This window comes from Agrobacterium sp. P15N1-A (assembly GCF_044626815.1).
GTDB classification, from domain to species: domain Bacteria; phylum Pseudomonadota; class Alphaproteobacteria; order Rhizobiales; family Rhizobiaceae; genus Agrobacterium; species Agrobacterium leguminum.
This window is the reverse complement of sequence record NZ_JBIUPF010000001.1, coordinates 1,249,574-1,272,762: the sequence shown is the minus strand read 5'-3', so window position 1 is coordinate 1,272,762 and position 23,189 is coordinate 1,249,574. Positions and strand designations below refer to the sequence as shown.

The window sequence follows — 23,189 nt, the reverse complement described above, 5'->3', positions numbered from 1 at the left end:
CAATGACAGCTCTGGATATTCAAATCAGCGTCGAGGCCGAAGGTTGGTCCTCGGAAGAGGATCTGCTGGCCTTTGCTACCAAGGTGTTGGACGCGGCGGTCGATTTTCTGAAGCGTGAAGAAGGCCAACCGTTCCCGAAAATGCCGGTGGAGCTGTCGCTGGTCTTTACCGACGATGAAAATATTCGGGAAATCAATGCCGAGTGGCGCGACAAGGACAAGGCGACCAATGTCCTGTCTTTCCCCGCTTTTCCGCTGGAGCCGGGCGGAATGCCGGGCCCGATGCTGGGCGATATCGTCATCGCGCGCGAGACGGTTGAACGCGAGGCCCTTGAACTTGAGAAGAGTTTCGGGGATCATCTGACCCATCTGCTCGTTCATGGGTTCCTGCATTTATTTGGTTATGACCACATGGACGAGGAAGAAGCGGAAGAAATGGAGTCGCTTGAGACTCGCATTTTGGCGGTGCTTGGCCTATCTGATCCATACGCGGGTCAGGAACCGCTTTGAATATTGTCTGGAGCCATGAACGAACATTCTGCACGACCTGCCAATGAGGGCAGAGAAAACGGCGAGCAGTCCTCTTCGGAGGAGGGCAGTAGTCACTTACGTCACGACTACAACGCCAAGCCGAAATCGACCATCTGGTCACGCATCGCACGGTTGCTGAAACCATCCCAGGGCGAGCGCCTGCGCGAGGATTTGACCGACGCGCTGATGGACGACACCGAAATCGGTGCGGCCTTTTCGCCCGAAGAACGGGCGATGCTGAACAATATCCTGCGTTTCCGCGAGGTTCGGGTCGAAGATATCATGATCCCGCGTGTGGACATCGACGGTCTCGATGAGAATATGACGATTGGGGATGCGCTGATCCTCTTCGAGGAAACCGGGCGTTCCCGCATGCCGGTCTATGACGAGACGCTGGATAATCCGAAGGGCATGATCCACATTCGCGATCTGCTGGCCTATGTCGCCAAGCAGGCCCGCAATAAACGCCGGGCCGGTTCGCGAAGCGTCGCTTACGGTGAGGTGAAGGCGCCTCGTTCACCGCGGCCGAATTTCGACCTGGCACGTGTCGATCTGGAGCAGACGGTCGCCGCTGCCGGGCTGGTGCGCAAAATTCTTTTCGCACCGCCCTCGATGCTCGCGTCCGACCTTTTGAAGACGATGCAGGCCCAGAGAACTCAGCTTGCGCTGGTGATCGATGAATATGGCGGCACCGATGGTCTCGTCAGCCACGAAGATATCGTTGAGATGGTCGTGGGTGACATCGACGACGAGCATGACAAGGACGAGGCGATGTTTTCGCGTCTTTCCGCCGATGTGCTTGTCGCGGATGCACGCGCGGAACTCACCGAACTTGCCGAGGTGATCGGGCCGGAATTCGATGTTCGTGAACATCTGGAGGAAATCGATACGCTCGGCGGTCTCATCTTCTTCGCGCTCGGCCGCATTCCGGCCAAGGGCGAGGTGGTCCGGGCCGTGCCCGGTTTCGAGTTCCAGATTCTCGATGCGGATAGCAGGCGCATCAAGGGCGTTCGTATCGTCCGGGATCATGGCTCCGAAGGTGAGGATGATCGCGCCCCGGGCGAAGCGGGCGCCAATGAGGTGATTGCGCTGCCTGCGCCGGATGTTCGCCTTATCACGCACCAGCAGAACGCCGATTAAGAAAGGTCGACGGGGTTTTTCCCCGTCGCTTCCACCTTTCGACAAATCAATCCGACAGGTATGAATGCCCGTGTTCGGCGTCGAAAAGAACAAGTGGCGCTTCGGTCGCCATGCCTCCTGTGGACTGCGAATCTTTTTTCCTTTACGTCGGGTCTGAGGGGAAATTCCGTGGCGCGGCCTTGTCGGCTGCGGGCTTTTCCGGACGCGCATAAACGGAGATGGCATGGAGCGTCTTGCAGGCAGGGTAATGCTGGCCGGCGGCATGAGCCGCGCAGTTATGGCGATTGCCGCAGGTGCGGTCGGGGCGCTCGCTTTGCCTCCATTCGGCTTTTTCGCGGCGCTGTTTTTCTCTTTCACCCTGCTTGTCTGGCTCGTGGATGGCTGCACCGGTAAGCCGGGCGGCGGCCTCTTCAGCCGCATCCTTCCGGCTTTCGGCATCGGCTGGTGTTTCGGGCTCGGTTACTTCGTCGCGGGCCTGTGGTGGCTCGGCAATGCTCTCCTGCTGGAGGCCGATGAATTCGCCTGGGCGCTGCCGCTCGCCATTCTTGGCCTTCCCGCTTTTCTGGCGTTGTTCTACGGTTTTGCGGTTGCCGCAGCCAATCTCCTCTGGTCCGAGGGCCTCGGCCGTATCGCTGCACTTGCTGCCGCCTTCGGCTTTTCGGAATGGCTGCGCAGCTTCCTGGCCACCGGCTTTCCGTGGAACGCCATCGGCTACGGCATCATGCCCATCCCGATCATGATGCAGTCGGCACATCTGCTTGGCCTTTTCAGCATAACGACGCTTGCGGTTTTCATCTTCGCCTCGCCCGCGCTGACAGGCACGAAAAAAGGCATGTGGCCGGGTCTCGCCGTGGCGGGGCTGCTGCTGGCCGGCCATTTCGGCTATGGCTTTTACCGTCTCCAGACGCCGGCGGAGGTGCCAGCGGACGCACTGACCGTTCGGATCGTGCAGCCTTCCATCGATCAGTCACGCAAGATGCTGAACGCGGACAGGGCGGAGATTTTTGGTGAGCATCTGCGGCTCTCTGCTCTGCCGCCCGGCGAAGGGAAAAAGCGCCCCGATATCATCGTCTGGCCCGAAACCTCCGTGCCGTTCATTCTGACGCAAAACCCGGATGCTCTGGCGGAAATCGCCAAAACGCTGGAGGATGGACAGGTGCTGTTCACCGGCGCCGTCAGAATGGAAGATCAGGGAGCCGGCCGCCCGCCGCGTTATTACAATTCGGTCTATGCGATCGACAGCCAGGGCGAGATCATCGGCGCGACCGACAAGGTGCATCTGACCCCCTTTGGTGAATATGTTCCCTTTGAAGGTATCCTGCGGGAATTCGGCATCGACAATGTCATCGCCCTGCCGGGGGGCTTTTCCGCCGCTTCCTCGCGCACGCCGCTCACGCTTCCCTCGGGCAAGACCTTTTATCCTCTCATCTGTTACGAGATCATTTTTCCGGGTGAGATGACGCCGGGGCTGGCCGGCTCGGCCGCTATCCTGAATGTGACCAATGATGGCTGGTTCGGCGACACGCCCGGCCCCTATCAGCATTTTCTGCAGGCGAGGGTCCGGGCCGTTGAGACGGGCGTGCCGGTGATTCGCGGTGCCAATACCGGAATTTCCGCCGTCATAGATCCCTATGGCCGCATTATTGCGGGGCTCGATTACGGTCGGGTGGGAATTGTTGACGCCACTTTGAGTGGTGGGTCAAACGACGCATTTACTTACGACACACATCGGACGTATTTCTGGTTGATTTTTTCTATCTTGATGATCGTTGCGGTATTTCCCGCCTTGAGTTTCGCTCGGCGCCAGAATTGACCGGGAACCCCTGTAATTGCATAGTGAATACGTCAGTCGTAAAACAAGTTTAGACGCTGTCGAATTGCCGACTCATTTCTTCGAATAGTAATGAAGCGAGATATCAACCCTTTCCGAGTGTCAGGACCGCATGATGACCGAGAATAAGAAAAAGCCTAACCCCATCGACATTCATGTCGGAAGCCGAATTCGCCTTCGCAGAACCATGCTCGGAATGAGCCAGGAGAAGCTGGGTGAAAGTCTCGGAATTACCTTTCAGCAAATCCAGAAATATGAAAAAGGCACGAACCGCGTTGGCGCCAGCCGCCTCCAGAACATTTCCGCGATCCTCAATGTGCCTGTTTCCTTTTTCTTCGAAGATGCACCCGGCGATCAGGTCGGCGGTACGACCGGCATGGCGGAAGCGTCGAGCTCCAATTACGTGGTCGACTTTCTGTCCTCGGCTGAAGGTCTGCAACTGAACCGCGCCTTCGTGAAGATCGCCGACCCGAAGGTTCGCCGCCGCCTTGTCGATCTCGTCAAGGCGCTCGCCGCCGAGGGTGACGCTGAGTAAGCGCAACCCGCGCGACGCAGAAAATTTCCGGCACGGGATGCCGGGCACTCAACGGTCCGCAAGGACCGTTTTTTTGTGCGCGATTAGAAAGGAATTCTCACATAAAGATATATTTATGTGGTTGTGTCCTTGTTTTTCACGGCCGAAATGACTAACAAACTCCAAGACCGTTCTTTGAGGGGAATCCCGCATGCGTGCCAATTATCTGTTCACCAGCGAGTCCGTGGCCGAGGGTCATCCGGACAAGGTTTGTGACCGTATTTCCGATGAAATCGTGGATCTCATCTATCGTGAAGCGTCCAAGACGGGCGTTGATCCCTGGACCGTGCGCATCGCATGCGAAACGCTTGCGACGACCAACCGCGTCGTTATCGCCGGTGAGGTTCGGGTTCCCGATACGCTTCTGAAGAAGGACAAGGACGGCAAGGTTCTCAAGGACGCCGCTGGCCATCCGGTCATCAACCCCTCGAAGTTCAAGTCCGCCGCCCGCAAGGCGATCCGCGACATCGGCTACGAGCAGGATGGTTTCCACTGGAAGACCGCCAAGATCGACGTTCTCCTGCATCCGCAGTCGGCTGATATCGCGCAGGGCGTGGACAACGCCTCCGACAAGCAGGGCGACGAGGGCGCCGGCGACCAGGGCATCATGTTCGGTTACGCCTGCAAGGAAACGCCGGACCTCATGCCGGCTCCGATCTATTATTCCCACCGTATCCTGCAGCTGCTCGCCACCGCCCGTAAAAGCGGCGAAGGCGAAGCGGCAAAGCTCGGCCCCGACGCCAAGAGTCAGGTCACGGTTCGTTACGTCGACGGCAAGGCGGCGGAAGCCGTATCCATCGTTCTGTCCACGCAGCATCTCGATGCAAGCTGGGATTCGAAGAAGGTTCGCGCCGTTGTCGAGCCCTATATCCGCGAAGCTCTGGGCGACCTGAAGATCGCTGACGATTGCCAGTGGTATATCAACCCGACCGGCAAGTTCGTCATCGGCGGTCCCGATGGTGACGCCGGCCTGACGGGTCGCAAGATCATCGTCGACACCTATGGCGGCGCTGCGCCCCATGGCGGCGGTGCATTCTCCGGCAAGGACACGACCAAGGTCGACCGTTCCGCCGCCTATGCCGCCCGTTATCTCGCCAAGAACGTCGTGGCTGCCGGTCTTGCCGAGCGCTGCACGATCCAGATTTCCTACGCAATCGGCATCGCCCAGCCGCTGTCGATCTATGTCGATCTGCATGGCACCGGCAAGGTCAGCGAAGATCAGGTCGAGGCCGCGATCCGTAAGGTCATGGACCTTTCGCCGTCGGGCATTCGCCGTCATCTCGATCTTAACAAGCCGATCTACGCCAAGACGTCTTCCTACGGCCATTTCGGCCGCAAGGCTGGCCGTGACGGCTCCTTCTCCTGGGAGAAGCTCGATCTGGTGAAGCCGCTCAAGGAAGCTTTGAGCGCTTGAAGCATTTCCAGTAAAACTGCGTAGCGGTTTTACGTCCGGAAAATGCGTCAACCAGATATGGCGCTTGTTATTTGACGGCGATTGAGAGATACCGTCACCAACTTTTGTAACCCGCACAGCGCCTCATGTGGCGCTGTGCGGGTTAAGTCTATTTGTTCTTGAGAGTATGAGATGACGGAAGAACGGCGTTCGCGCGCGACGGAAGCTTTTTTTGGCAGACGCAAGGGCAAGCCCTTGCGCAATCAGCAGGTCGATACAATCGAGAACCTGTTGCCTTTGCTGAAAATCGATCTGGAAAGCGCCCCGCCGCACAATCTCGCCGCTCTTTTTCCCGCGGATGTGCGATCGATCCGCCTGGAGATCGGTTTTGGCGGGGGCGAGCATCTCGCCCACCGCGCGGTTGAAAACCCGGAGACGGGTTTCATCGGCGTGGAACCCTTCGTCAATTCCATGGCCAAGCTGCTCGCCGCCGTGCACGAACGCGAGTTGATGAATATCCGCCTTTACGACGATGATGCGACGCAATTGCTGGACTGGTTGCCCGAGGGATCGATCGATCATATCGATCTTCTCTATCCTGACCCGTGGCCGAAGAAGAAGCACTGGAAGCGTCGTTTTGTTTCAGACGTCAACCTTGCCCGCTTCCATCGTGTGCTGAAACCCGGCGGAAAGTTCTGCTTCGCTTCCGATATCGATACCTACGTCAACTGGACGCTGCAGCATTGCGCCCGCCATGGCGGCTTCGAATGGACGGCGACGAGCGCCGATGACTGGCGCACGCCCTACGCCAACTGGCCGGGCACGCGTTATGAGAACAAGGCGAAAAGAGAAGGCCGCAGCTCGGCCTATCTCACCTTCATTCGCCGTTGAGCGGCTGATCCCTCAGAGGGCCGCATCCACTTCCGCTGCCAGCGGAATGGAAGGCTGGGCGCCGGCGCGGGTGCAGGCGAGCGAACCTGCGACGGCGGCGCGCTTCAGCGCCTTCTCGAAATCCATTCCCTGATCGAGGCTGGCGGCGAGATAGCCGCAGAAGGTATCGCCCGCACCGACCGTATCGACCGGCTCGATCTTGAGGCCGGAAGCCCGGAAAACCTTGCCGTTGCGCATCGCGATCACACCATCGGCGCCAAGCGTCACGATCAATGTCTGGCCGGTCCTGTCATGCAGGGCTTTCAGTTCGTTTTCCCGCTCAGAACCGGAAAGGCCGTTCTTTCCGAGCAACAATTCGAACTCGGTTTCGTTGGCTATGACGATATCGGCAAGGCCCGCAAGGCGCGGCCCATCGGCGGTCAGTGGCGCGGTATTGATGACGGTGGTGACGCGCTTTGCCTTCGCAGCCGTCAGCGCCGCTTCGATAGCGGACGCGGGTATCTCGAACTGCAGCATCAAAATATCGCCCGCCGACATTTCCGCCAGGGCTTTCGCGGCGTCGGATGCGGAGACTTCACCATTGGCGGCGGGAATGACCGAGATCATGTTTTCCCCGCCTTCGCCGATAAGGATCACTGCCGTCCCCGTAGGGCCGGGCGTGGTCTTCACCAGTGAGAGGTCGGTGCCGGCGTCGCGCAGCAATGTCAGCGCCGGCGCGGCAAAGGTGTCATCGCCCGCAGCCCCTGCCATCTTGACCGTGGCGCCCGCACGCCGTGCGGCCAGCGCCTGGTTGGCTCCCTTGCCGCCGGCGGCCGTGGAGAAGGTCTCGCCCGTCACGGTCTCACCGGGCTTGGGCAGGCGTTTGGCGGTGGCGACGAGGTCCATGTTGATGGAGCCAAAAACAGTAATCATGGAGGGCGTATCCGTATAGAATTCAAGCAAGGCGGCGACTTTGCCCGAGCGGATCACTCGTCGTCAACCACCCGCAACTTTGCCGTTCCCGCCCTGTTCTCGGCAAAGCGTCGGGCCTGCTCGATTTCCCCATGCGAAGTCTCTTTTTCCGTCGGTGAAAAATCGAGACCTTCGATTTTCTGACCGCGCGCCAGCACCTTGTCGGAGGAGATCAGCATCATGTCGATATCTTTTTGGGCCAGTCCAAAATGGGCCTGCAGCTTGCGCGTCCGGTCGTCCAGTCGCCGCACATCGTCCATGAGAAGGGCGACTTCGCCCTGAATGAGATGCGCCTGCTCGCGCATGCGCTGATCCTTGAGCACGGACTGGATGACCTGTACCGACAGCATCAGAAGCGATGGCGAAACGATGACGACACGGGCGCGGTGAGCGCGTTGCACCAGATATTCGAAATGCTGGTGGATATCGGCGAAGATCGATTCGGACGGCACGAAGATGAAGGCCGTATCCTGCGTCTCGCCGCGGATGAGGTATTTCTCGGCCACATCGCGAATATGCACTTCCATATCGCGGCGGAACTGCTGCACGGCGGCGCGTTTGGTTTCGGGCGTCTCGTCCGCCTTGATGGCATTCCACGCCTCCAGCGGAAACTTGGCGTCGATGACGAGCGGTGGGGCATTGTTGGGCATCTTGATGGTGCAGTCCGGCCGGTAACCGTTCGAAAGCGTCGGCTGCAACTGGAAGGCCCCGGCCGGAAGCGCATCGGCAATCAGCGTCTCCATGCGCGCCTGTCCGAAGGCGCCGCGCGTCTGTTTGTTGGAAAGAATGGCCTGCAGCCCGACGACGTCCTTGGCCAGATCCTGAATATTGCCCTGCGCGGCGTCGATGACCGCGAGGCGCTCCTGCAGGCGGCTCAGATTCTCATGCGTCGACCGGGTCTGCTCCGTCAGTGTTTCGCCAAGGCGCTGCGACATGCCGTCGAGGCGCTGGTTCAGCGTCTGGCTCATCTCGGTCTGGCGGGTGCCGAGCGTTTCCGCCATGGCGGCGATGCGGCCATGCAGTTCGGACTGTGTTTTCAGGAGGTCGGAGATTTCGCCGTCGGCTCCCGCTTTTTTCCCACGGCTCGCCGTCACCAGCCAGGTGGCGACCAGACCGAAAACCAGAGCCGCGAGCAGCGCGCCGAAGCTGATGTCGACGGAGCCGGCCCGCAGCGCGGGATCGAGGAGAACGGAGAAATCTATGCTCATGATTAAATCTAGCAGGTTTCTTGTGATTCGGAAGATCAAAACAAGAACATTCCTGCGGCGGAATTGAGTCGGGCGGGGCGGATGCCGGAGGCGGTTTGAACCTCGTGTTTTTTATTTCCTCCGCGCAAGAGATACGTTATGGGAAGCCATGACCATCAAACCGCTTATCATTTTGCCCGATCCCGTGCTGCGCCAGCAATCGAAACCCATCGAAAAGGTGGATGCCGAGGTGCTGCGTCTTGCCGACGACATGCTGGAAACCATGTATGATGCGCCGGGTATCGGCCTCGCCGCCATTCAGATCGGCGTGGCGCGCCGCATGCTGGTGATCGACGTTGCGCGCGAGGGCGAGGAAAAGACCCCGATCGTCTTCATCAATCCGGAAATCGTCAAGGTGTCGGACGATGTCTCGACCTATGAGGAAGGTTGCCTCTCCATCCCTGATTATTACGCCGAGGTGGAGCGTCCCGCGTCGCTCACGGTGCAATATGTCGGCCGTGACGGCAAGCAGCAGACGGTCGAGGCGGATGGCCTGCTCGCCACCTGCCTGCAGCACGAGATCGATCACCTGAACGGCGTTCTCTTCATCGACCATATTTCGCGGCTGAAGCGCGACATGGTCATCAAGAAATTCACGAAAGCGGCCCGCGCAAAGATCTGATCCGTCCTCTCTGGACCGGAATGGACGACAGGGCAGGGGGCGACGATGGCTCTTCGCATCATTTTTATGGGTACGCCGGAATTTTCCGTTCCCACCCTGCGTGCACTGGTGGAGGTCGGCCACGAGATCGCTGCGATCTACACCCAGCCGCCGCGTCCCGGCGGCCGTCGTGGCCTCGATCTGCAGAAGTCCCCGGTGCATCAGGCCGCCGAACTGCTGGGCCTGCCCGTACTGACGCCGGTGAACTTCAAGGCAGATGAAGATCGCCAGAAGTTTCGGGATTTCAATGCCGATGTGGCGGTTGTCGTGGCTTACGGGCTGCTGCTGCCGGAAGCGATCCTCAGCGGCACGCGCCTTGGCTGTTATAATGGTCACGCCTCGCTGCTGCCGCGCTGGCGCGGCGCTGCCCCCATCCAGCGGGCCATCATGGCCGGCGATGCCGAAACGGGCATGATGGTCATGAAAATGGAAAAGGGGCTCGATACCGGCCCCGTCGCGCTAACCGCGAAAGTCGCGATTAGCGAGAACATGACAGCCGGCGAGCTGCATGACAGCCTGATGCTAACAGGCGCGCGGCTGATGCGGCAGGCTATGGACAAGCTGGAATCCGGCGACCTGCCGCTCGTCACGCAGGCGGAAGAAGGCGTTCTCTACGCCGCGAAGATCGACAAGGGCGAGACCCGCATCGATTTTTCGAGGCCGGCGCAGGACGTGCATAATCACATTCGCGGCCTTTCGCCATTTCCCGGCGCATGGCTGGAAATGGACATCGGCGGCAAGGCGGAACGCGTGAAGGTTCTGGCCTCCGAACTGGCAAGCGGCATGGGAGAAGCGGGCGCGGCGCTCGATGACGCCCTTACCATTGCCTGCGGCAGCGGCGCCGTGCGGCTCACCCGTCTGCAAAAGGCGGGCGGCAAGCCGATGTCGGCTGCCGATTTCGTGCGCGGCACACCGGTTCCGACCACAACGAGGCTCGGCTGATGCCACGTTTCCGCATGACCGTCGAATATGACGGCACGCCCTATTATGGCTGGCAGAGACAGGATAACGGCCCCTCGGTTCAGGGTGCGCTGGAGGCTGCGGTTCGTTCACTGACGGGGGAGAGCGTCTCCATTCGCGGTGCGGGCCGCACTGATTCCGGCGTGCATGCCGTCGGGCAGGTCGTCCACGTCGATCTTTCCCGAGACTGGGAGCCCTACAAGCTGCGCAATGCCCTCAATGCGCATCTCGCCATGGCGGGCGAAGCCGTGGCCGTCCTCGATGCCGCTTCCGTGACCGAAGATTTCGACGCCCGGTTTTCCGCCCTTCGTCGGCACTACCTTTACCGCATCATCTGCCGGAAGGCCCGGCTGGCGCTGGAGCACAAGCGGGCATGGTGGGTGTCGAAGGACATGGACCATGAGCGCATGCATGAAGCGGCCCAGATGCTCGTCGGCCGGCATGATTTCACCACCTTCCGCTCCGTGCATTGTCAGGCGAACAGCCCCGTGCGCACGCTCGACCGGCTGGATGTGACGCGCACCGGCGATCTCATCGAGATACGTGCGACGGCGCAGAGCTTCCTGCATAACCAGATCCGTTCTTTCGCGGGCACGCTGAAACTGGCGGGCGAAGGCACGATGACGCCGGGGGATGTGCGCGCCGCGCTGGAGGCGCGCGATCGCAAGGCCTGCGGCCCGGTCGCACCGCCGGACGGTCTCTATTTCATGCAGGTCGATTATCCCGACGTCATTCCGCCGCGTCGCAGGTACCCTGAAGCCGATATGGCTGAGGACGCGGACTGACCGTGAAAACCCACGCCGCTTCTCAGGCCGGATAAACGCCGAGAAAACGCTGCAGCGCTTCCGACAGAAGCATGCCGGGCACCAGCAGCGTCATGACGATGGCCGAGACGAGCAGCGACTGGTCGCGGATGAAGAACCGCACAATTCGCGAGAAGGCAAAGACCAGCGACAGAAGCAGCGCCAGCCAGAGAATGGCGATCAGCCCCTGCAAGGGCGGCAGGAAGAATGCGATCAGGATCAGAACCGCATAGGCATAGGAAAATGGCAGCGACAGCCAGTTCATGGTGGTGACGAGCGGCGCGAATTTTTCCCGTGCGCCGAAGGCAAACAGCAGCATGCCGATCAACAGCAGCGGCACGATCCAGCAGATGGCCTCGACCATCGCCAGACGGAAGAAAAAGATGAAGCCCGTTCCGGTGCCGGGCGGATAGCTGGCGAGGAAGGCGGCGCGCAGCCACAGCCAGGAAACCAGCATGGCCGGCAGGCACCAGAGGGCGGAATAGAAGGACCGCCACATGCCGCGTTCGGAGAGGTCCAGATATCGCGCACCATTATGGTCGCCGAGCAGCAGAAGCCAAAGGCCCGTCAGATAAAGCCTTATTTCACTTGCCGTCGGCATGGGCGAACCAGCGTTCGATAAAGGTCTCGTAAATGCGCGTCAGCGTCTCGAGATCGGCAACGGCCACACGCTCATCGACCATATGCATGGTCTGTCCGACGAGGCCGAATTCCACCACCGGGCAATAATCCTTGATGAAACGCGCATCCGAGGTGCCGCCGGTGGTCGAAAGCTTCGGTTCCTTACCCGTCACGGCCTCCACCGCGCCGGAAAGCGACGAGATGAGGGCATTGTTCCGGGTAAGAAAGACATGGGCCGGGCGGTCGGCCCAGACGATATCGTATTTCACCGGTGCACGGTCGGGGCGAAGTTCGCCTTCCGCCGCGGCGGCATCGAGGCGGCGGATGATTTCCGCGCGCAGGCTCTCTGCAGTCCACGTATCGTTGAAACGGATGTTGAAGGAGGCCGTCGCCCGCGCCGGGATCACATTGGTGGCGGCATTGCCGGTATCGACGGTCGTTACTTCCAGATTGGAGGGCTGGAAATTGTCGGTGCCATGATCGAAGGGCGGATGCATCAGCGCATGAGTCAGTTGCAGCAGACCGCGAATGGGATTGTCGGCGAGATGCGGATAGGCGGCATGGCCCTGCACGCCATGGACCGTGATGCGGCCGGAGAGCGATCCCCGGCGGCCGATCTTGATCATGTCGCCAAGCTGGTCGGGATTGGTCGGCTCGCCAACCACACAGGCGTCCCATGTCTCGCCCTTGGCGGCCGCCCATTCCAGCAGCTTGGAGGTGCCGTTGATCGACGGGCCTTCCTCATCTCCTGTAATCAGGAAAGAGACGGAGCCCTGCGGCTTGCCGTGTTTTTCGATATGGCGGGCAATGGCGGCAACGAAACAGGCGATGCCGCCCTTCATATCCACCGCACCGCGACCGAACATTTCGCCGCCAGCGATTTCGGCCGCAAAAGGCGGATGGCTCCATGCGGCCTCGTCGCCCACGGGAACGACATCCGTATGGCCCGCAAACATCAGATGCGGACCCTCGGTGCCGAGCCGGGCGTAAAGGTTCTCCACGTCAGGCGTTCCCGCCTCGCTCGCCACCATCCTGTCCACCTGGAAACCTAGCGGTGAAAGCAGGGTGTTGAGCAGGGAAAGCGCGCCGCCTTCCGCAGGCGTCACCGAAGGGCAACGGATGAGGGCGGCGAGATTGGCAACTGGATCGGTCGTGGTCATGGCAGTCGCTTTATATCAGTCGCGCAGAAGCTCGTTGATGCCGGTCTTGGAACGGGTCTTTTCATCGACGCGCTTGACGATGACGGCGCAATAGAGGCTCGGGCCCGGTTCGCCGTTCGGGAAAGGCTTGCCCGGCATGGTGCCGGCAACGACGACGGAATAGGGCGGCACTTCGCCATAGGTGATCTCGCCGGTGGCGCGGTCGACGATCTTGGTGGACTTGCCGATGAAGACGCCCATGCCGAGAACCGCGCCTTCACGCACGATGCAGCCTTCCACGACTTCCGAACGGGCGCCGATAAAGCAATTGTCCTCGATGATCGTCGGGCCCGCCTGCAAGGGCTCCAGAACGCCGCCGATGCCGACGCCGCCGGAGAGGTGCACATTCTTGCCGATCTGCGCGCAGGAGCCGACGGTCGCCCAGGTGTCGACCATCGTGCCTTCATCGACATAGGCGCCGAGATTGACGAAGGAGGGCATCAACACGACGTTCTTGGCGACATAGGCGGAGCGGCGCACCACGGCGTTCGGCACGGCGCGGAAACCGGCGGCGCGGAACTGGTTTTCACCCCAGTTTTCGAACTTCGACGGCACCTTGTCCCACCAGGTGGATTCGCCCGGTCCGCCGGTCACGATTTCCATGTCGTTCAGGCGGAAGGAGAGCAGCACGGCCTTTTTCAGCCACTGGTTCACCTTCCAGCTTCCGTCAGCCTGCTTTTCGGCCACGCGTGCCTTGCCGCTGTCGAGAAGTTGAAGAGATGTGTCCACGGCGTCGCGAACCTCGCCCTTCGTCGATACGTTCACACCATCGCGGTTGTCGAAGGCGGTTTCGATGATGGTTTCGAGAGAGGTGAGATCCGTAAGGCTCATGGAAAATTCCTTAAAGTCGCGTGGTGTTCGTGGTCACGGATGGTCCCGCGCCGCTGGAAGGCTTTGGTCATTTGATCTAAGGGAGTGTTGGAAAGGCGTCAATGTGATTTGGGTGATTTGGCGCGTCAGACGAAAGGCATGGAAATGACACGACTGAAAAACGGCAAGTTGCGGCGCAAGGACGGGGTATGGGACCCCTTGAAGCGCAGTGCCGTGGACAAGCAGCAGGCCGAGGTCGTTCAAAAAACACCGCAGTCGGATTCCCCGTCCTATCGCCTCGCCTATGTGGACATGGATTTTCTCTGCCGCGAGGAATTGCGCCCCGTCAGGCTTCAATTGGAACTGCTGAAGACGGAGATGGCGCTGGCCGAGCGCGGGATCAAATCCACCGTCGTCATGTTCGGCGGCGCCCGCATTCCCGAACCCGGCGGCGAGGCTTGGGCGGCGCGCAACGAGACGCAGAAGCGCAATCTGGAGCAATCCTCGGTCTATTATGACGAGGCGCGTAAATTCGCCCGTCTCTGCACCGACTATGCCGCGAAATCCGACCACCTCGAATATGTCGTGGTCACCGGCGGCGGTCCCGGTGTCATGGAAGCGGGCAATCGCGGCGCTGCCGATGCCGGCGGCCCGTCCATCGGCCTCAACATCGTCCTGCCACACGAGCAGGCGCCGAACCCCTATGTGACGCCGGAACTGAGCTTCAACTTCCACTATTTCGCCATTCGCAAGATGCATTTCCTGATGCGGGCGAAGGCTGTGGTGATCTTCCCGGGCGGCTTCGGCACGCTGGACGAATTGTTCGAGGCCTTGACGCTCATCCAGACGAAACGCATGGAGCCCATTCCGCTCATCCTGTTCGGCGAGAAATTCTGGCGATCGGTGATCAATTTCGAATTCCTGGCGGATTTCGGCACCATCGCGCCTGAAGATATGAATCTTCTGCATTTCGCCGAAACGGCCGACGATGCATGGAAAATCATCTCGGCCCACTACGAACACTGATTATGCTTGGCGCGACGAAGTAATTTTAGGGCTTAATTAGCAATCTTCTTATAATTTTGCCCCGTCGCGCTGCAGCGCACTGTCCCCTGTGGACGGGCCTCCATGACGGAGATTTATCATCCGTTGACGTCAGCCTTTTCGGGCGGGCGATTTGATCGAGGCCAAAATGTTCAATTTCCAAGTGAAGTCGCTTGCGACCAAGCTGATCCTCGTAACCGGCTGCGCCATCACCACGGTTCTCGTTGCATCGAATTCTTTCCTCATTTCCCAGACGAGTGAGCGTGTGCACGCGCTGACCATGGATCAGGCCAATACCGAAGCGCGCGCCATCGCCAACGTCATCGCCGCCGATGTTGGTGAACTCGGCAGCGCCGCGCGCTCCATGGCCGGCGTCATCGGCCGTGCGCATCAGGCGAAATCGATGGATCGCCCCGGCATCGTCAACATCCTCAAGGCCAATGTCGAGCAGAATGCCTTTGCTTTCGGAAGCTGGTTCTGTGAGCAGCTCGGTCTCTTTGACGGGCAGAGCAAGGAGATTGCGGGCAGGCTCGATCTCGGCACCAATGAAAACGGTGCGTTTGCGCCTTATTGGTCGAAGACCCAGAAGGGCGACATCCAGTTCTCGACCTTCAAGAATGACTATGCGGCGGAATGGTATGCGCTCGCTTCCAAATCCGGCAAGGGCGCTATCACACAGCCCTATCTCGCAGAAGGCACGGAAGTACCCACAACCATGACTTCGCTTGCCTATCCGGTCATGTCGGACGGCAAGATGATCGGCGTGGCGGGTGTCGATATCTCCCTGGCCTCGCTGTCGCAGAAGCTGCAGGCGCTGCATCCTTTCGAGACCGGCCGCGTGACGCTCGTTTCGCAGGGCGGCCAGTGGCTGGTGCCGCCGACGCCCGCGCAGAATATGAAAGCCTATGACGGAGACGGTGCAAGCACCGTTCAGGCGGCAATCACCTCCGGCAAGCAGGGCCTCATCGAAAATCTCGGCCTCGATACGGACGCGCCCTATAACCGTCTCGTCTATCCCTTCGCCGTTCCGGGCCTCAACGCGACCTGGGTGGTGCTGGTGGATATTCCCCATCAGGCCCTGAACGCACCGGTTCAGGAACAGACCTACATGATGATCATCGGCGCGATCGTCATTCTCGCCGCCGTCATCACCGCGCTTTATTTCGCCGTGCGTCATTTCGTCCGCAATCCGCTCGCCTCGCTGGTTTCCGACGTCAGAACGCTGAGCGACGGTCGCTATGATGTGCCGGTTTCCGGACAGGAGCGCCGGGATGAGACGGGCGCCGTTGCTACCGCGCTTGAAGGTTTCCGCGCGAAGCTTGCCGGCATCCGCGAGATGGAGGCCGAAGCCGAGGCCCAGCGTGGTCACGCGGAAACGGCGCGCCAGCGCTCGGAATCCGAGCGTACTGAAAACAGCCGCATGCAGCAGCACATTGTCGGCGTGCTGGGTGCTGGCCTCAATGCGCTTTCGCAGGGCAATCTCACCTACCGTATCGAGGACGAGTTCCCCGGCGAATATGCGAAGCTGCGCGAGGACTTCAACTCGGCGCTTGCGAGCCTCGAGGAAACGGTTTCCACCGTCAACGCAACCGTCGTCAGCATCGGCAACGGCACAGGTGAGATCACCCGCGCCGCCAGCGATCTTTCGCACCGAACGGAACAGCAGGCCGCAAGCCTGGAAGAAACCGCCGCCGCCCTCAATGAGCTGACCGCGCAGGTCAATTCCAGCGCGGAAAACGCCGCAGAGGCGGCCGGAGCCGTCAGCCATGCCTGCGACGACGCGGGCAAGTCGGGTGAGGTCGTGCAGCAGGCCGTGAGCTCCATGGAAGGCATCGCGCAATCCTCGGCCGAAATCTCGCGCATCATCGGGGTTATCGACGAGATCGCCTTCCAGACCAACCTTCTGGCGCTGAATGCGGGCGTGGAAGCCGCGCGTGCGGGTGATGCCGGCAAGGGCTTTGCCGTCGTCGCCCAGGAAGTCCGCGAACTGGCGCAGCGGTCCGCCACCGCCGCCAAGGAGATCAAGGGCCTCATCAACACCTCGGCCATGCAGGTGGGCGAGGGCGTCCAGCTGGTCGGCAAGGCCGGTGAGACGATGAAAAAGATCGCCGATCAGGTCCTGCAGATCAACCAGCTGATACGGCAGATTTCCGCCTCCGCCAGTGAACAGGCGGTCGGCCTCAAGGAGATCAATTCCGCCGTCACGCAGATGGACCAGGTTACCCAGCAGAATGCGGCGATGGTGGAGGAAACCACGGCGGCCAGCGTAACGCTGAACAGCGAAGCCGAAACGCTGAAATCGCTCGTTGCCGGCTTCTCCGTCTCCGGCGACCATTCCAGCCAGCAGTTGCGCGCCACGGCGGCGGCAATGCGCGCACCCGCCGCCCCGGCGCAGGCACACGCACCTGCACGTGCCGCTACCCCCCGCGCGCGCCCGAGAACCAACGGTGCAAACGCTTTGGCGCAGGATGACTGGACGGAGTTCTGACGCGCCATTTCCGCCTCAAATGAAAAGGGCCGCTGGTATCGCCAGCGGCCCTTTTTCATGTCCGCTTCCGTCACAGACGGGCGAAACGTTCCGTCAGCAATTCGAAGAAACCGTCGGCATCCACATTGCGCATCACGCGGGCATTGGCGGGCCGTTCGGTAACATTCCACCAGTCCACCACGGTCATGCCCATGGTGAGTTCCGAATGGACCTCGATTTCGACATTGCACTCGCGACCCTGAAACAGTTCGGGTTTGACGAGATAGGCAATGACGGTCGGATCATGCAGCGGGCCGCCATCCGAGCCATATTTTTCGATGTCGAAACGCTCGAAGAATTCCAGCATTTCCGCCATGGCGATGGCCGGCCGTGTGCCAATGTCGCGAATGCGGCTGACCCGAGCCTTGGTCGTCAGCAACTGATGGGTGACGTCGAGCGGCATCATGACGATCGGCATGCCGGAGCGGAAAACGATATCGGCGGCCTGCGGGTCGACATAGATGTTGAATTCCGCCGCCGGTGTGATGTTGCCGCCCTCGAAGAAGCCGCCGCCCATCATCACCAGTTCCTTGACGCGGTCGGCGATCTCAGGCGCCTTCAGGAGCGCCAGCGCCACATTGGTCAGCGCGCCGAGCGTGCAGAGCGTTACGGTGCCTGAGGGTTCCCGCATCAGCGTTTCGATGATGAAATCGACCGCGTGCTGCTTTTGCGCTTCCATGGTCGGCTCATCGAGAACCGGGCCGTCGAGGCCGGTGCTGCCGTGAACGTGCTCGGCGGTGATGGGCTTGCGCACCAGCGGCTTCTCGGCGCCCTCATAGACGGGAATATCGGTGCGGCCGCACAATTCGCTGATGATGCGGATGTTGCGGCTGGTCAGCTTCAGCGGAACGTTGCCGGCGACGGCGCACAATCCGAGAATGTCGATTTCCTCCGGGCTTGCGAAGGCGAGCATGATTGCCGCCGCGTCGTCCTGGCCAGGATCGGTGTCGATAATGATTTTTCTGCGTTCTGCCATGTCTTGCCCGCCGTTGAGATGAGCGCTTTTTTCGAGCGGCGGATGCTCACTTGTCAAGCCTCATTCCCCGGTGTCCCCTTTGCTCGTCGCCGCGTCTTGCGTATTGCGGTTGTGCTTCCCATATTGCAGGGGCCGGTGCGATTGACCGGCGAGGTTGCCGGAAGCGGGACCGCGAAACGTCGCTTGGTTGCAAGGACAAAAGAGACATGAGCCGCATGACGCCATTCACCCACCCGCTTCTGCTGGGTTTTGATGCCATGGAAAAAACGCTGGAGCGCATGGCGAAGGCCAATGACGGCTATCCTCCCTACAACATTGAGCGCCTGCCCGGTGGGGAAGACGTGCCGGAACGCCTGCGCATCACCATCGCGGTTGCCGGTTTTTCGCAGGACGATCTGGATGTGACGACGGCCGATAATCAGCTCGTCATTCGCGGACGCCAGCAGGAACAGGAGAAACGCGATTTTCTCTATCGCGGCATCGCGGCGCGCCAGTTCCAGCGGGTTTTCGTGCTTGCCGATGGCATGCAGGTCAGGGAAGCGCGCCTGCGCAACGGCCTTCTTTCCATCGATCTGGTCCGGCCGGAAATTTCAAACGTGGTGAAGAAAATTAATATTTCCGTCTCAGAGTAGAACGTGAACGCCGGAATCCGACACGAATCGCTCGGCGTGAAGAAGGAGGCTGAAATATGCTGTTGAAAGAAGCGCATGCGCGTCTCACCCAATCCCAGCTCGCCCATATCGGCGAAGGAGAAGTGGGATATATCCGCAAGATCCGCGCGGAAGACGTCAGCCGCTGTTTCCCGGAAGCGCCCGATCTCGATCCGCAATTGGACCTTTGGGCGCTGTTCGGTGCAGATGGTACACCGATCCTCCTGACGGACAACCGGTCCAGTACGTTTTTCAAGGCTGCCGAAGACGATCTCCAGACCGTCAGCCTGCATTGAAGAAAAAAGCCCGCTTTTGAGCGGGCTTTTTCTTGAGCGGGTTAAAGGAACGGGCGGTCCGGCATGTCGTCGATGGAGATGACGCCGTCCTTGTTCTTGTCCAGCCGTTCGAACATCTTTTCGCCGGCGGCGGTGAATTCGGCCTTGCTGACCTGACCGTTCTCGTCGGTATCGGCCCAGCGGATCAGCGCGAAACCTGCGCCCTTGCCGCCATGCTTGCCCCAGCCCTGATGGCCGAAACGGCCGCCATGTTCGCGCTCGGCATGTCTTTCGGCGCGCTTGCCCTCGGGGCCCTTGCCGTCTTCGGCTTTGGCGTCCTCACGCTCGGGACGGGGATTGGCGGCGCGGAAAGCTTCCATCTTCGCCTGGCGATACTCGCGCATTTCCTTCGGCGTGATCGAGCCGTCCTTGTCCTTGTCGATCTCTGTGAAGAGCGTGTCCTGACGGGCGGCGAATTCCTCCTTGGAAATCTTGCCGTCCTTGTTGGTGTCAGCCACCTTCAGCAGGTGAACGAAGGCCGCCTCCTGGCGGATCGGCATGCGCTCGCCATGGCCTTTACCCGGAGCGGGCGGGGCGGCAAAGCTTGCCGTCGCGGCCGTGCCGATCAAAAGGGCTGCGCCAAGAGCAGACAGGGCGATTTTTCGTGTGGTCATCGTCATTACCTTTCTTTGGTGTCCCTGAAGAGAAGATAGTGACGTCCAATTCGCCTCACCACTTAAACATCCGTAAGGTGGATGAAGCTTCGGTAATGTTCGCTGCTCAGCTGGTGATAGTTTTCGTCAGGAAGCCGGTCAGGTCGTCGGTGATGTAGTCGATATGCGCGTCCGTCGCGGCGGGGATTTCCCAGCGTTCCATGATGATGCCCTCGAGATTGGCGGGGACGAGCAGAACGGTCTTCATGCCGAGCGCCTTGGGCGCCGCGAGATTGCGCGGCAAATCCTCGAACATGGCGGCTTTTTGCGTGTCGAGTTTCGCAAGCGCCGCAAACTTCTCATAGGTCGCGCTGGCCGGTTTCGGCAGATAGCCCGCGGCGACGATATCGAAAATATCCTCGAAATGATCGAGAATGCCGAGCGCACGGGCGGCGGCCTGCGCATGTTTGACGCTGCCGTTGGTAAGGATGAATTTGCGGCCCGGCAAAGCCTTGATTGCCTCACCGAGTTCCGGATGCGGTTTCAGCGCCGAATAATCGATGGCATGGGCGCGTTCCAGAAACTCGTCCGGGCTGATGCCGTAATGGATCATCAGCCCCTGAAGCGTCGTGCCGTGGTCATGATAATAGCGCTTCTGCAGTGCCCGGGCCTCGTCGGGATCGAGCTTCAGAAGCTCCGCCACATAGGCCGTCATGTTACGGTCGATCTGCGAAAACAGATTGATGTGATGGGGATAGAGCGTGTTGTCGAGATCGAAGACCCATTCGCTCACATGGTCGAAATCGGCGGCTTCGGGCAGGTTTTTCAGCTTTGTGTCCATGGCCTGCTTTATGCCCGTTTCGAAGGCCGGAGAAAATCGAAAAGACGACGATTGATCAGAAAATCGGGCTTGGCTGCGGCCTCCGGCCCATGATACCGCCAAGGCCATGGAACTCTGGATAGGCATCACTTTCGCAAGCGCGTTCTTGCAGAACCTGCGCTCGACCCTGCAGAAGCACCTCAAGGGCATGATGGGCACCACGGGCGCGACTTTCGTGCGCTTCGTGTTCGGCATGCCTTTCGCTCTCGCTTATCTTGCTTTCCTGCATTTCGGGCTCGGTCGCCCTCTGCCGGTGCCGAACATGTCCTTTGCCGTGTGGGCGACGGTCGGCGCCATGGCGCAGATTGCCGCCACCTTCCTGCTGGTGCACCTGTTCTCGTTTCGCAACTTCGCGGTTGGAACGGCCTATTCCCGCACAGAACCGGCGCAGGCGGCACTATTCGCGCTTATCTTCATCGGTGAAAGCGTCAATGGCGGCACATTGGCGGCCATCGCCATCTCGGTCGCCGGCGTCATGCTGATTTCGGTGGCGCGCACGGAAGTCACGCCCGCTTCCTTCTTCACCTCGATCTTCAGCCGGACGGCGGGTATCGGCCTTGCCTCGGGCGCTTTCTTCGGCCTCTCATCGGTCGCCTATCGATCGGCATCGCTCGCGCTTGCGCCGAGCCTTCCCGCTCCGGACGCGATGATGCAGGCAGGTTTTACCCTCGTTGTCGTCATCGTCATGCAGACGGTTTCGATGTTCCTGTGGATCGTCTGGCGCGAGCGGGAAGAGTTGCGGCGGATCGCCAGGGTGTGGAAACCGTCGCTTGCGGTCGGTTTCGTGGGCGCTACGGCCTCGTTCGGCTGGTTCACGGCGATGACCCTGCAGCAGGCCGCCGTGGTGAAGGCATTGGCGCAGGTTGAGATGCTTTTCGCCTTCGCCTCGACCGTGCTTTTCTTCAAGGAGAAGATCAACCGGCTCGAACTGTCCGGCTGCCTGCTGATTGTCGTGGGTGTGCTGTCGCTGCTGGCATTCGGCTGAATGCCTGTCGTGGCGGACAGGCTTGCCGTCCGCCACATGAAGCCTATCAGGGCACGATGAGCGTGCCGGCGCCTTCCGTGAAGATTTCCAGAAGGACGGAGTGGGGCGTCTTGCCGTTGAGGATCACCACGCCCTGAACACCGGCCTTGATAGCGTCGATGCAGGTCTCGACCTTCGGGATCATACCACCGGAAATCGTGCCGTCCTTGATGAGCGCACGCGCCTGCGAGACGGTAAGTTCCTTGATGAGTTCCTTGTTCTTGTCGAGAACGCCGGGAACGTCGGTGAGAAACAGCAGACGCGAGGCGTGAAGCGCACCCGCAATCGCGCCGGCGAAGGTATCGGCGTTGATATTGTAGGTGGCGCCATCGCGGCCAGGCGCGACCGGGGCGATGACCGGGATCATTTCCGACTTGGCGAGGAGGTCGAGCAGGGTGCGGTCGACTTCGGTGACTTCGCCGACGAAGCCGAGATCGAGCACACGTTCGATATTGCTGTCGGGATCGATGACGGTCTTTTTCGCCTTTTCGGCGAAGACCATGTTGCCGTCCTTGCCGCACAGGCCGATCGCCCATTCGCCCGTCTGGTTGATGAGGGCGACGATTTCCTTGTTGATCGAGCCGGCCAGAACCATTTCGACGATCTCGACCGTCTTGGCGTCAGTGACGCGCAGGCCGCCCTCGAATTTCGATTCGATGCCCATCTTGGTCAGCATCGCGCCGATCTGCGGGCCGCCGCCATGCACGACGATGGGGTTAATGCCCGATTGCTTCAAAAGGGCGATGTCTTCCGCGAAAGCCTTGCCGAGCGTGGAATCCCCCATGGCGTGGCCGCCATATTTCACCACGATGGTCTTGTTCTCGTATTTCTGCATGAAAGGCAGAGCCTGTGCGAGCAGCCGCGCCTGAGTTTCGCTTTCGGAAGACGTCATCTAAAAACCTCGGTCTGTGGTTGCGGCCGTTGAAAGCCTGTCACCGCTCTAAAGCAAGTCTTTGACGGATGAAATAACCTCCTGGCCTTATTGTGTCGGCAGCGGTCAAATTTCTTTTTTTTGGCTGTCCCAACGCTGTAATGCGATTGACATAAAGGCCCAATGGGACCAGCCTTGCAGGGGAAAGGGGAGGGGTTAATTCAGGGCGATATGGGATGTCGCGCGCCGCGGGAGCGATGCTGACCTGAACGACCGAGGAGCGCGAGACCACATGACGGCACCCGATCGAGACAAGCAAAGCGGTTTGCGGGATGAAGTCCTTGCGGGCGAATATGTGCTGGGTGCCCTGCCGCCGGAAAGCATGGCGGAGCTTGCCAAGCGCGTCAAACGCGACCGCCAGTTCGCGGCCATGGTCAGGCGCTGGCGGGACAATCTGGCGGAAACCGAATATCGCGAAAACGCGACCGTCGCCGCGCTGCTGGAGCGGGACCCAAGCCGCTCCGGCCTGCCTTTCAGGGGCCAGCCGCTGCGGGGTGGCAGCATGTTCGCAGCCATGCTTTCGGAGGTCTGGCATTCCGTGCGCTTCTGGCGCCTACTGGCGTTGACGGCGACGCTCTGGACCGCCGTTCTGCTTTTCACCATCGCCTGAGAGGCGTG

At 60.4% G+C, this 23,189-nt stretch carries 24 protein-coding genes; 15 read left to right on the top strand and 9 right to left on the bottom strand.

Going from position 1 to position 23,189, the window contains the following annotated elements:
• Positions 1 to 2: 2 nt before the first annotated feature.
• The 6 genes from ybeY (at position 3) to trmB (ending at position 6,359) form a co-directional block, all read left to right on the top strand.
• Entirely contained in the window at positions 3 to 509 is a 507-nt protein-coding gene (ybeY, locus tag ACIK7D_RS06410) for an rRNA maturation RNase YbeY (protein WP_137002804.1), read from the top strand.
• 15 nt (positions 510 to 524) lie between these two features.
• On the top strand, positions 525 to 1,670 hold the full coding sequence (locus ACIK7D_RS06405) for a hemolysin family protein (protein WP_080818054.1): 1,146 nt from the start codon (positions 525 to 527) through the stop codon (positions 1,668 to 1,670).
• Between the two features lie 223 nt (positions 1,671 to 1,893).
• Complete coding sequence (gene lnt / locus ACIK7D_RS06400; RefSeq protein ID WP_080818052.1) at positions 1,894 to 3,483, top strand: apolipoprotein N-acyltransferase; 1,590 nt, start codon at positions 1,894 to 1,896, stop codon at positions 3,481 to 3,483.
• A 133-nt stretch (positions 3,484 to 3,616) separates the two neighbouring features.
• On the top strand, positions 3,617 to 4,036 hold the full coding sequence (locus ACIK7D_RS06395) for a helix-turn-helix domain-containing protein (RefSeq protein ID WP_026363797.1): 420 nt from the start codon (positions 3,617 to 3,619) through the stop codon (positions 4,034 to 4,036).
• 190 nt (positions 4,037 to 4,226) lie between these two features.
• Positions 4,227 to 5,489, top strand: coding sequence for a methionine adenosyltransferase (gene metK / locus ACIK7D_RS06390; RefSeq protein ID WP_003520054.1), 1,263 nt, complete (start codon positions 4,227 to 4,229; stop codon positions 5,487 to 5,489).
• A 171-nt stretch (positions 5,490 to 5,660) separates the two neighbouring features.
• Positions 5,661 to 6,359 (top strand): tRNA (guanosine(46)-N7)-methyltransferase TrmB, encoded by a 699-nt coding sequence (gene trmB / locus ACIK7D_RS06385; RefSeq protein ID WP_400155878.1) that lies wholly within the window; start codon positions 5,661 to 5,663, stop codon positions 6,357 to 6,359.
• Positions 6,360 to 6,371: 12 nt separating this feature from the next.
• Here trmB and ACIK7D_RS06380 read toward each other — a convergent pair whose 3' ends face one another.
• Together ACIK7D_RS06380 and ACIK7D_RS06375 are read right to left on the bottom strand one after the other, a co-directional pair.
• The gene (locus ACIK7D_RS06380; protein WP_127756776.1) at positions 6,372 to 7,271 is read right to left on the bottom strand and encodes a ribokinase; all 900 of its coding nucleotides are present in this window, start codon (positions 7,269 to 7,271) and stop codon (positions 6,372 to 6,374) included.
• A 53-nt stretch (positions 7,272 to 7,324) separates the two neighbouring features.
• Positions 7,325 to 8,518 carry a DNA recombination protein RmuC gene (locus ACIK7D_RS06375; RefSeq protein ID WP_162936737.1) on the bottom strand — a complete coding sequence of 398 codons (1,194 nt, stop codon included), beginning with the start codon at positions 8,516 to 8,518 and terminating at the stop codon, positions 7,325 to 7,327.
• Between the two features lie 148 nt (positions 8,519 to 8,666).
• On the opposite strand from ACIK7D_RS06375, the gene def reads away from it, so the two are divergent.
• Genes def through truA form a run of 3 tightly spaced genes read left to right on the top strand, consistent with a single transcriptional unit; the run spans position 8,667 to position 10,963 of the window.
• On the top strand, positions 8,667 to 9,179 hold the full coding sequence (gene def, locus ACIK7D_RS06370) for a peptide deformylase (protein WP_400155877.1): 513 nt from the start codon (positions 8,667 to 8,669) through the stop codon (positions 9,177 to 9,179).
• Positions 9,180 to 9,224: 45 nt separating this feature from the next.
• Positions 9,225 to 10,160 carry a methionyl-tRNA formyltransferase gene (gene fmt / locus ACIK7D_RS06365; RefSeq protein WP_400155876.1) on the top strand — a complete coding sequence of 312 codons (936 nt, stop codon included), beginning with the start codon at positions 9,225 to 9,227 and terminating at the stop codon, positions 10,158 to 10,160.
• Complete coding sequence (gene truA, locus ACIK7D_RS06360) at positions 10,160 to 10,963, top strand: tRNA pseudouridine(38-40) synthase TruA (protein ID WP_400155875.1); 804 nt, start codon at positions 10,160 to 10,162, stop codon at positions 10,961 to 10,963. The genes fmt and truA overlap by 1 nt, the downstream gene beginning before the upstream one ends.
• A gap of 22 nt (positions 10,964 to 10,985) precedes the next feature.
• Here truA and ACIK7D_RS06355 read toward each other — a convergent pair whose 3' ends face one another.
• The 3 genes from ACIK7D_RS06355 to dapD are packed head-to-tail and all read right to left on the bottom strand — an operon-like array spanning position 10,986 to position 13,632.
• The gene (locus ACIK7D_RS06355; RefSeq protein WP_003520047.1) at positions 10,986 to 11,582 is read right to left on the bottom strand and encodes a hypothetical protein; all 597 of its coding nucleotides are present in this window, start codon (positions 11,580 to 11,582) and stop codon (positions 10,986 to 10,988) included.
• Complete coding sequence (gene dapE / locus ACIK7D_RS06350) at positions 11,566 to 12,762, bottom strand: succinyl-diaminopimelate desuccinylase (protein ID WP_400155874.1); 1,197 nt, start codon at positions 12,760 to 12,762, stop codon at positions 11,566 to 11,568. The genes ACIK7D_RS06355 and dapE overlap by 17 nt, the downstream gene beginning before the upstream one ends.
• A gap of 15 nt (positions 12,763 to 12,777) precedes the next feature.
• Positions 12,778 to 13,632, bottom strand: coding sequence for a 2,3,4,5-tetrahydropyridine-2,6-dicarboxylate N-succinyltransferase (gene dapD, locus ACIK7D_RS06345; protein WP_003520045.1), 855 nt, complete (start codon positions 13,630 to 13,632; stop codon positions 12,778 to 12,780).
• Positions 13,633 to 13,770: 138 nt separating this feature from the next.
• On the opposite strand from dapD, the gene ACIK7D_RS06340 reads away from it, so the two are divergent.
• Positions 13,771 to 14,637 carry an LOG family protein gene (locus ACIK7D_RS06340; RefSeq protein ID WP_400155873.1) on the top strand — a complete coding sequence of 289 codons (867 nt, stop codon included), beginning with the start codon at positions 13,771 to 13,773 and terminating at the stop codon, positions 14,635 to 14,637.
• A gap of 166 nt (positions 14,638 to 14,803) precedes the next feature.
• Positions 14,804 to 17,143, top strand: coding sequence for a methyl-accepting chemotaxis protein (locus ACIK7D_RS06335; protein ID WP_137002811.1), 2,340 nt, complete (start codon positions 14,804 to 14,806; stop codon positions 17,141 to 17,143).
• 70 nt (positions 17,144 to 17,213) lie between these two features.
• On the opposite strand, the gene ACIK7D_RS06330 is transcribed toward ACIK7D_RS06335, so the two are convergent.
• Positions 17,214 to 18,158, bottom strand: coding sequence for a nucleoside hydrolase (locus tag ACIK7D_RS06330; protein ID WP_080818038.1), 945 nt, complete (start codon positions 18,156 to 18,158; stop codon positions 17,214 to 17,216).
• A gap of 206 nt (positions 18,159 to 18,364) precedes the next feature.
• Here ACIK7D_RS06330 and ACIK7D_RS06325 point away from each other — a divergent pair, with 206 nt between their 5' ends.
• Both ACIK7D_RS06325 and ACIK7D_RS06320 read left to right on the top strand, forming a co-directional pair.
• A complete protein-coding gene (locus ACIK7D_RS06325) occupies positions 18,365 to 18,790 on the top strand; it encodes an Hsp20 family protein (RefSeq protein WP_010970852.1) in 426 nt (141 codons plus the stop codon).
• Positions 18,791 to 18,846: 56 nt separating this feature from the next.
• A complete protein-coding gene (locus ACIK7D_RS06320; RefSeq protein WP_003520040.1) occupies positions 18,847 to 19,104 on the top strand; it encodes a DUF1150 family protein in 258 nt (85 codons plus the stop codon).
• A gap of 41 nt (positions 19,105 to 19,145) precedes the next feature.
• Here ACIK7D_RS06320 and ACIK7D_RS06315 read toward each other — a convergent pair whose 3' ends face one another.
• Positions 19,146 to 19,763 (bottom strand): EF-hand domain-containing protein, encoded by a 618-nt coding sequence (locus ACIK7D_RS06315; RefSeq protein WP_080818037.1) that lies wholly within the window; start codon positions 19,761 to 19,763, stop codon positions 19,146 to 19,148.
• 100 nt (positions 19,764 to 19,863) lie between these two features.
• Positions 19,864 to 20,577 (bottom strand): pyrimidine 5'-nucleotidase, encoded by a 714-nt coding sequence (locus ACIK7D_RS06310; RefSeq protein ID WP_400155872.1) that lies wholly within the window; start codon positions 20,575 to 20,577, stop codon positions 19,864 to 19,866.
• 106 nt (positions 20,578 to 20,683) lie between these two features.
• Here ACIK7D_RS06310 and ACIK7D_RS06305 point away from each other — a divergent pair, with 106 nt between their 5' ends.
• Entirely contained in the window at positions 20,684 to 21,601 is a 918-nt protein-coding gene (locus tag ACIK7D_RS06305; protein ID WP_137452434.1) for a DMT family transporter, read from the top strand.
• A 46-nt stretch (positions 21,602 to 21,647) separates the two neighbouring features.
• Here ACIK7D_RS06305 and argB read toward each other — a convergent pair whose 3' ends face one another.
• On the bottom strand, positions 21,648 to 22,532 hold the full coding sequence (gene argB / locus ACIK7D_RS06300; protein WP_003503698.1) for an acetylglutamate kinase: 885 nt from the start codon (positions 22,530 to 22,532) through the stop codon (positions 21,648 to 21,650).
• A gap of 271 nt (positions 22,533 to 22,803) precedes the next feature.
• On the opposite strand from argB, the gene ACIK7D_RS06295 reads away from it, so the two are divergent.
• Positions 22,804 to 23,181, top strand: a complete 378-nt coding sequence (locus tag ACIK7D_RS06295; RefSeq protein WP_020812283.1) for a hypothetical protein — start codon at positions 22,804 to 22,806, stop codon at positions 23,179 to 23,181.
• Positions 23,182 to 23,189 lie beyond the last annotated feature (8 nt).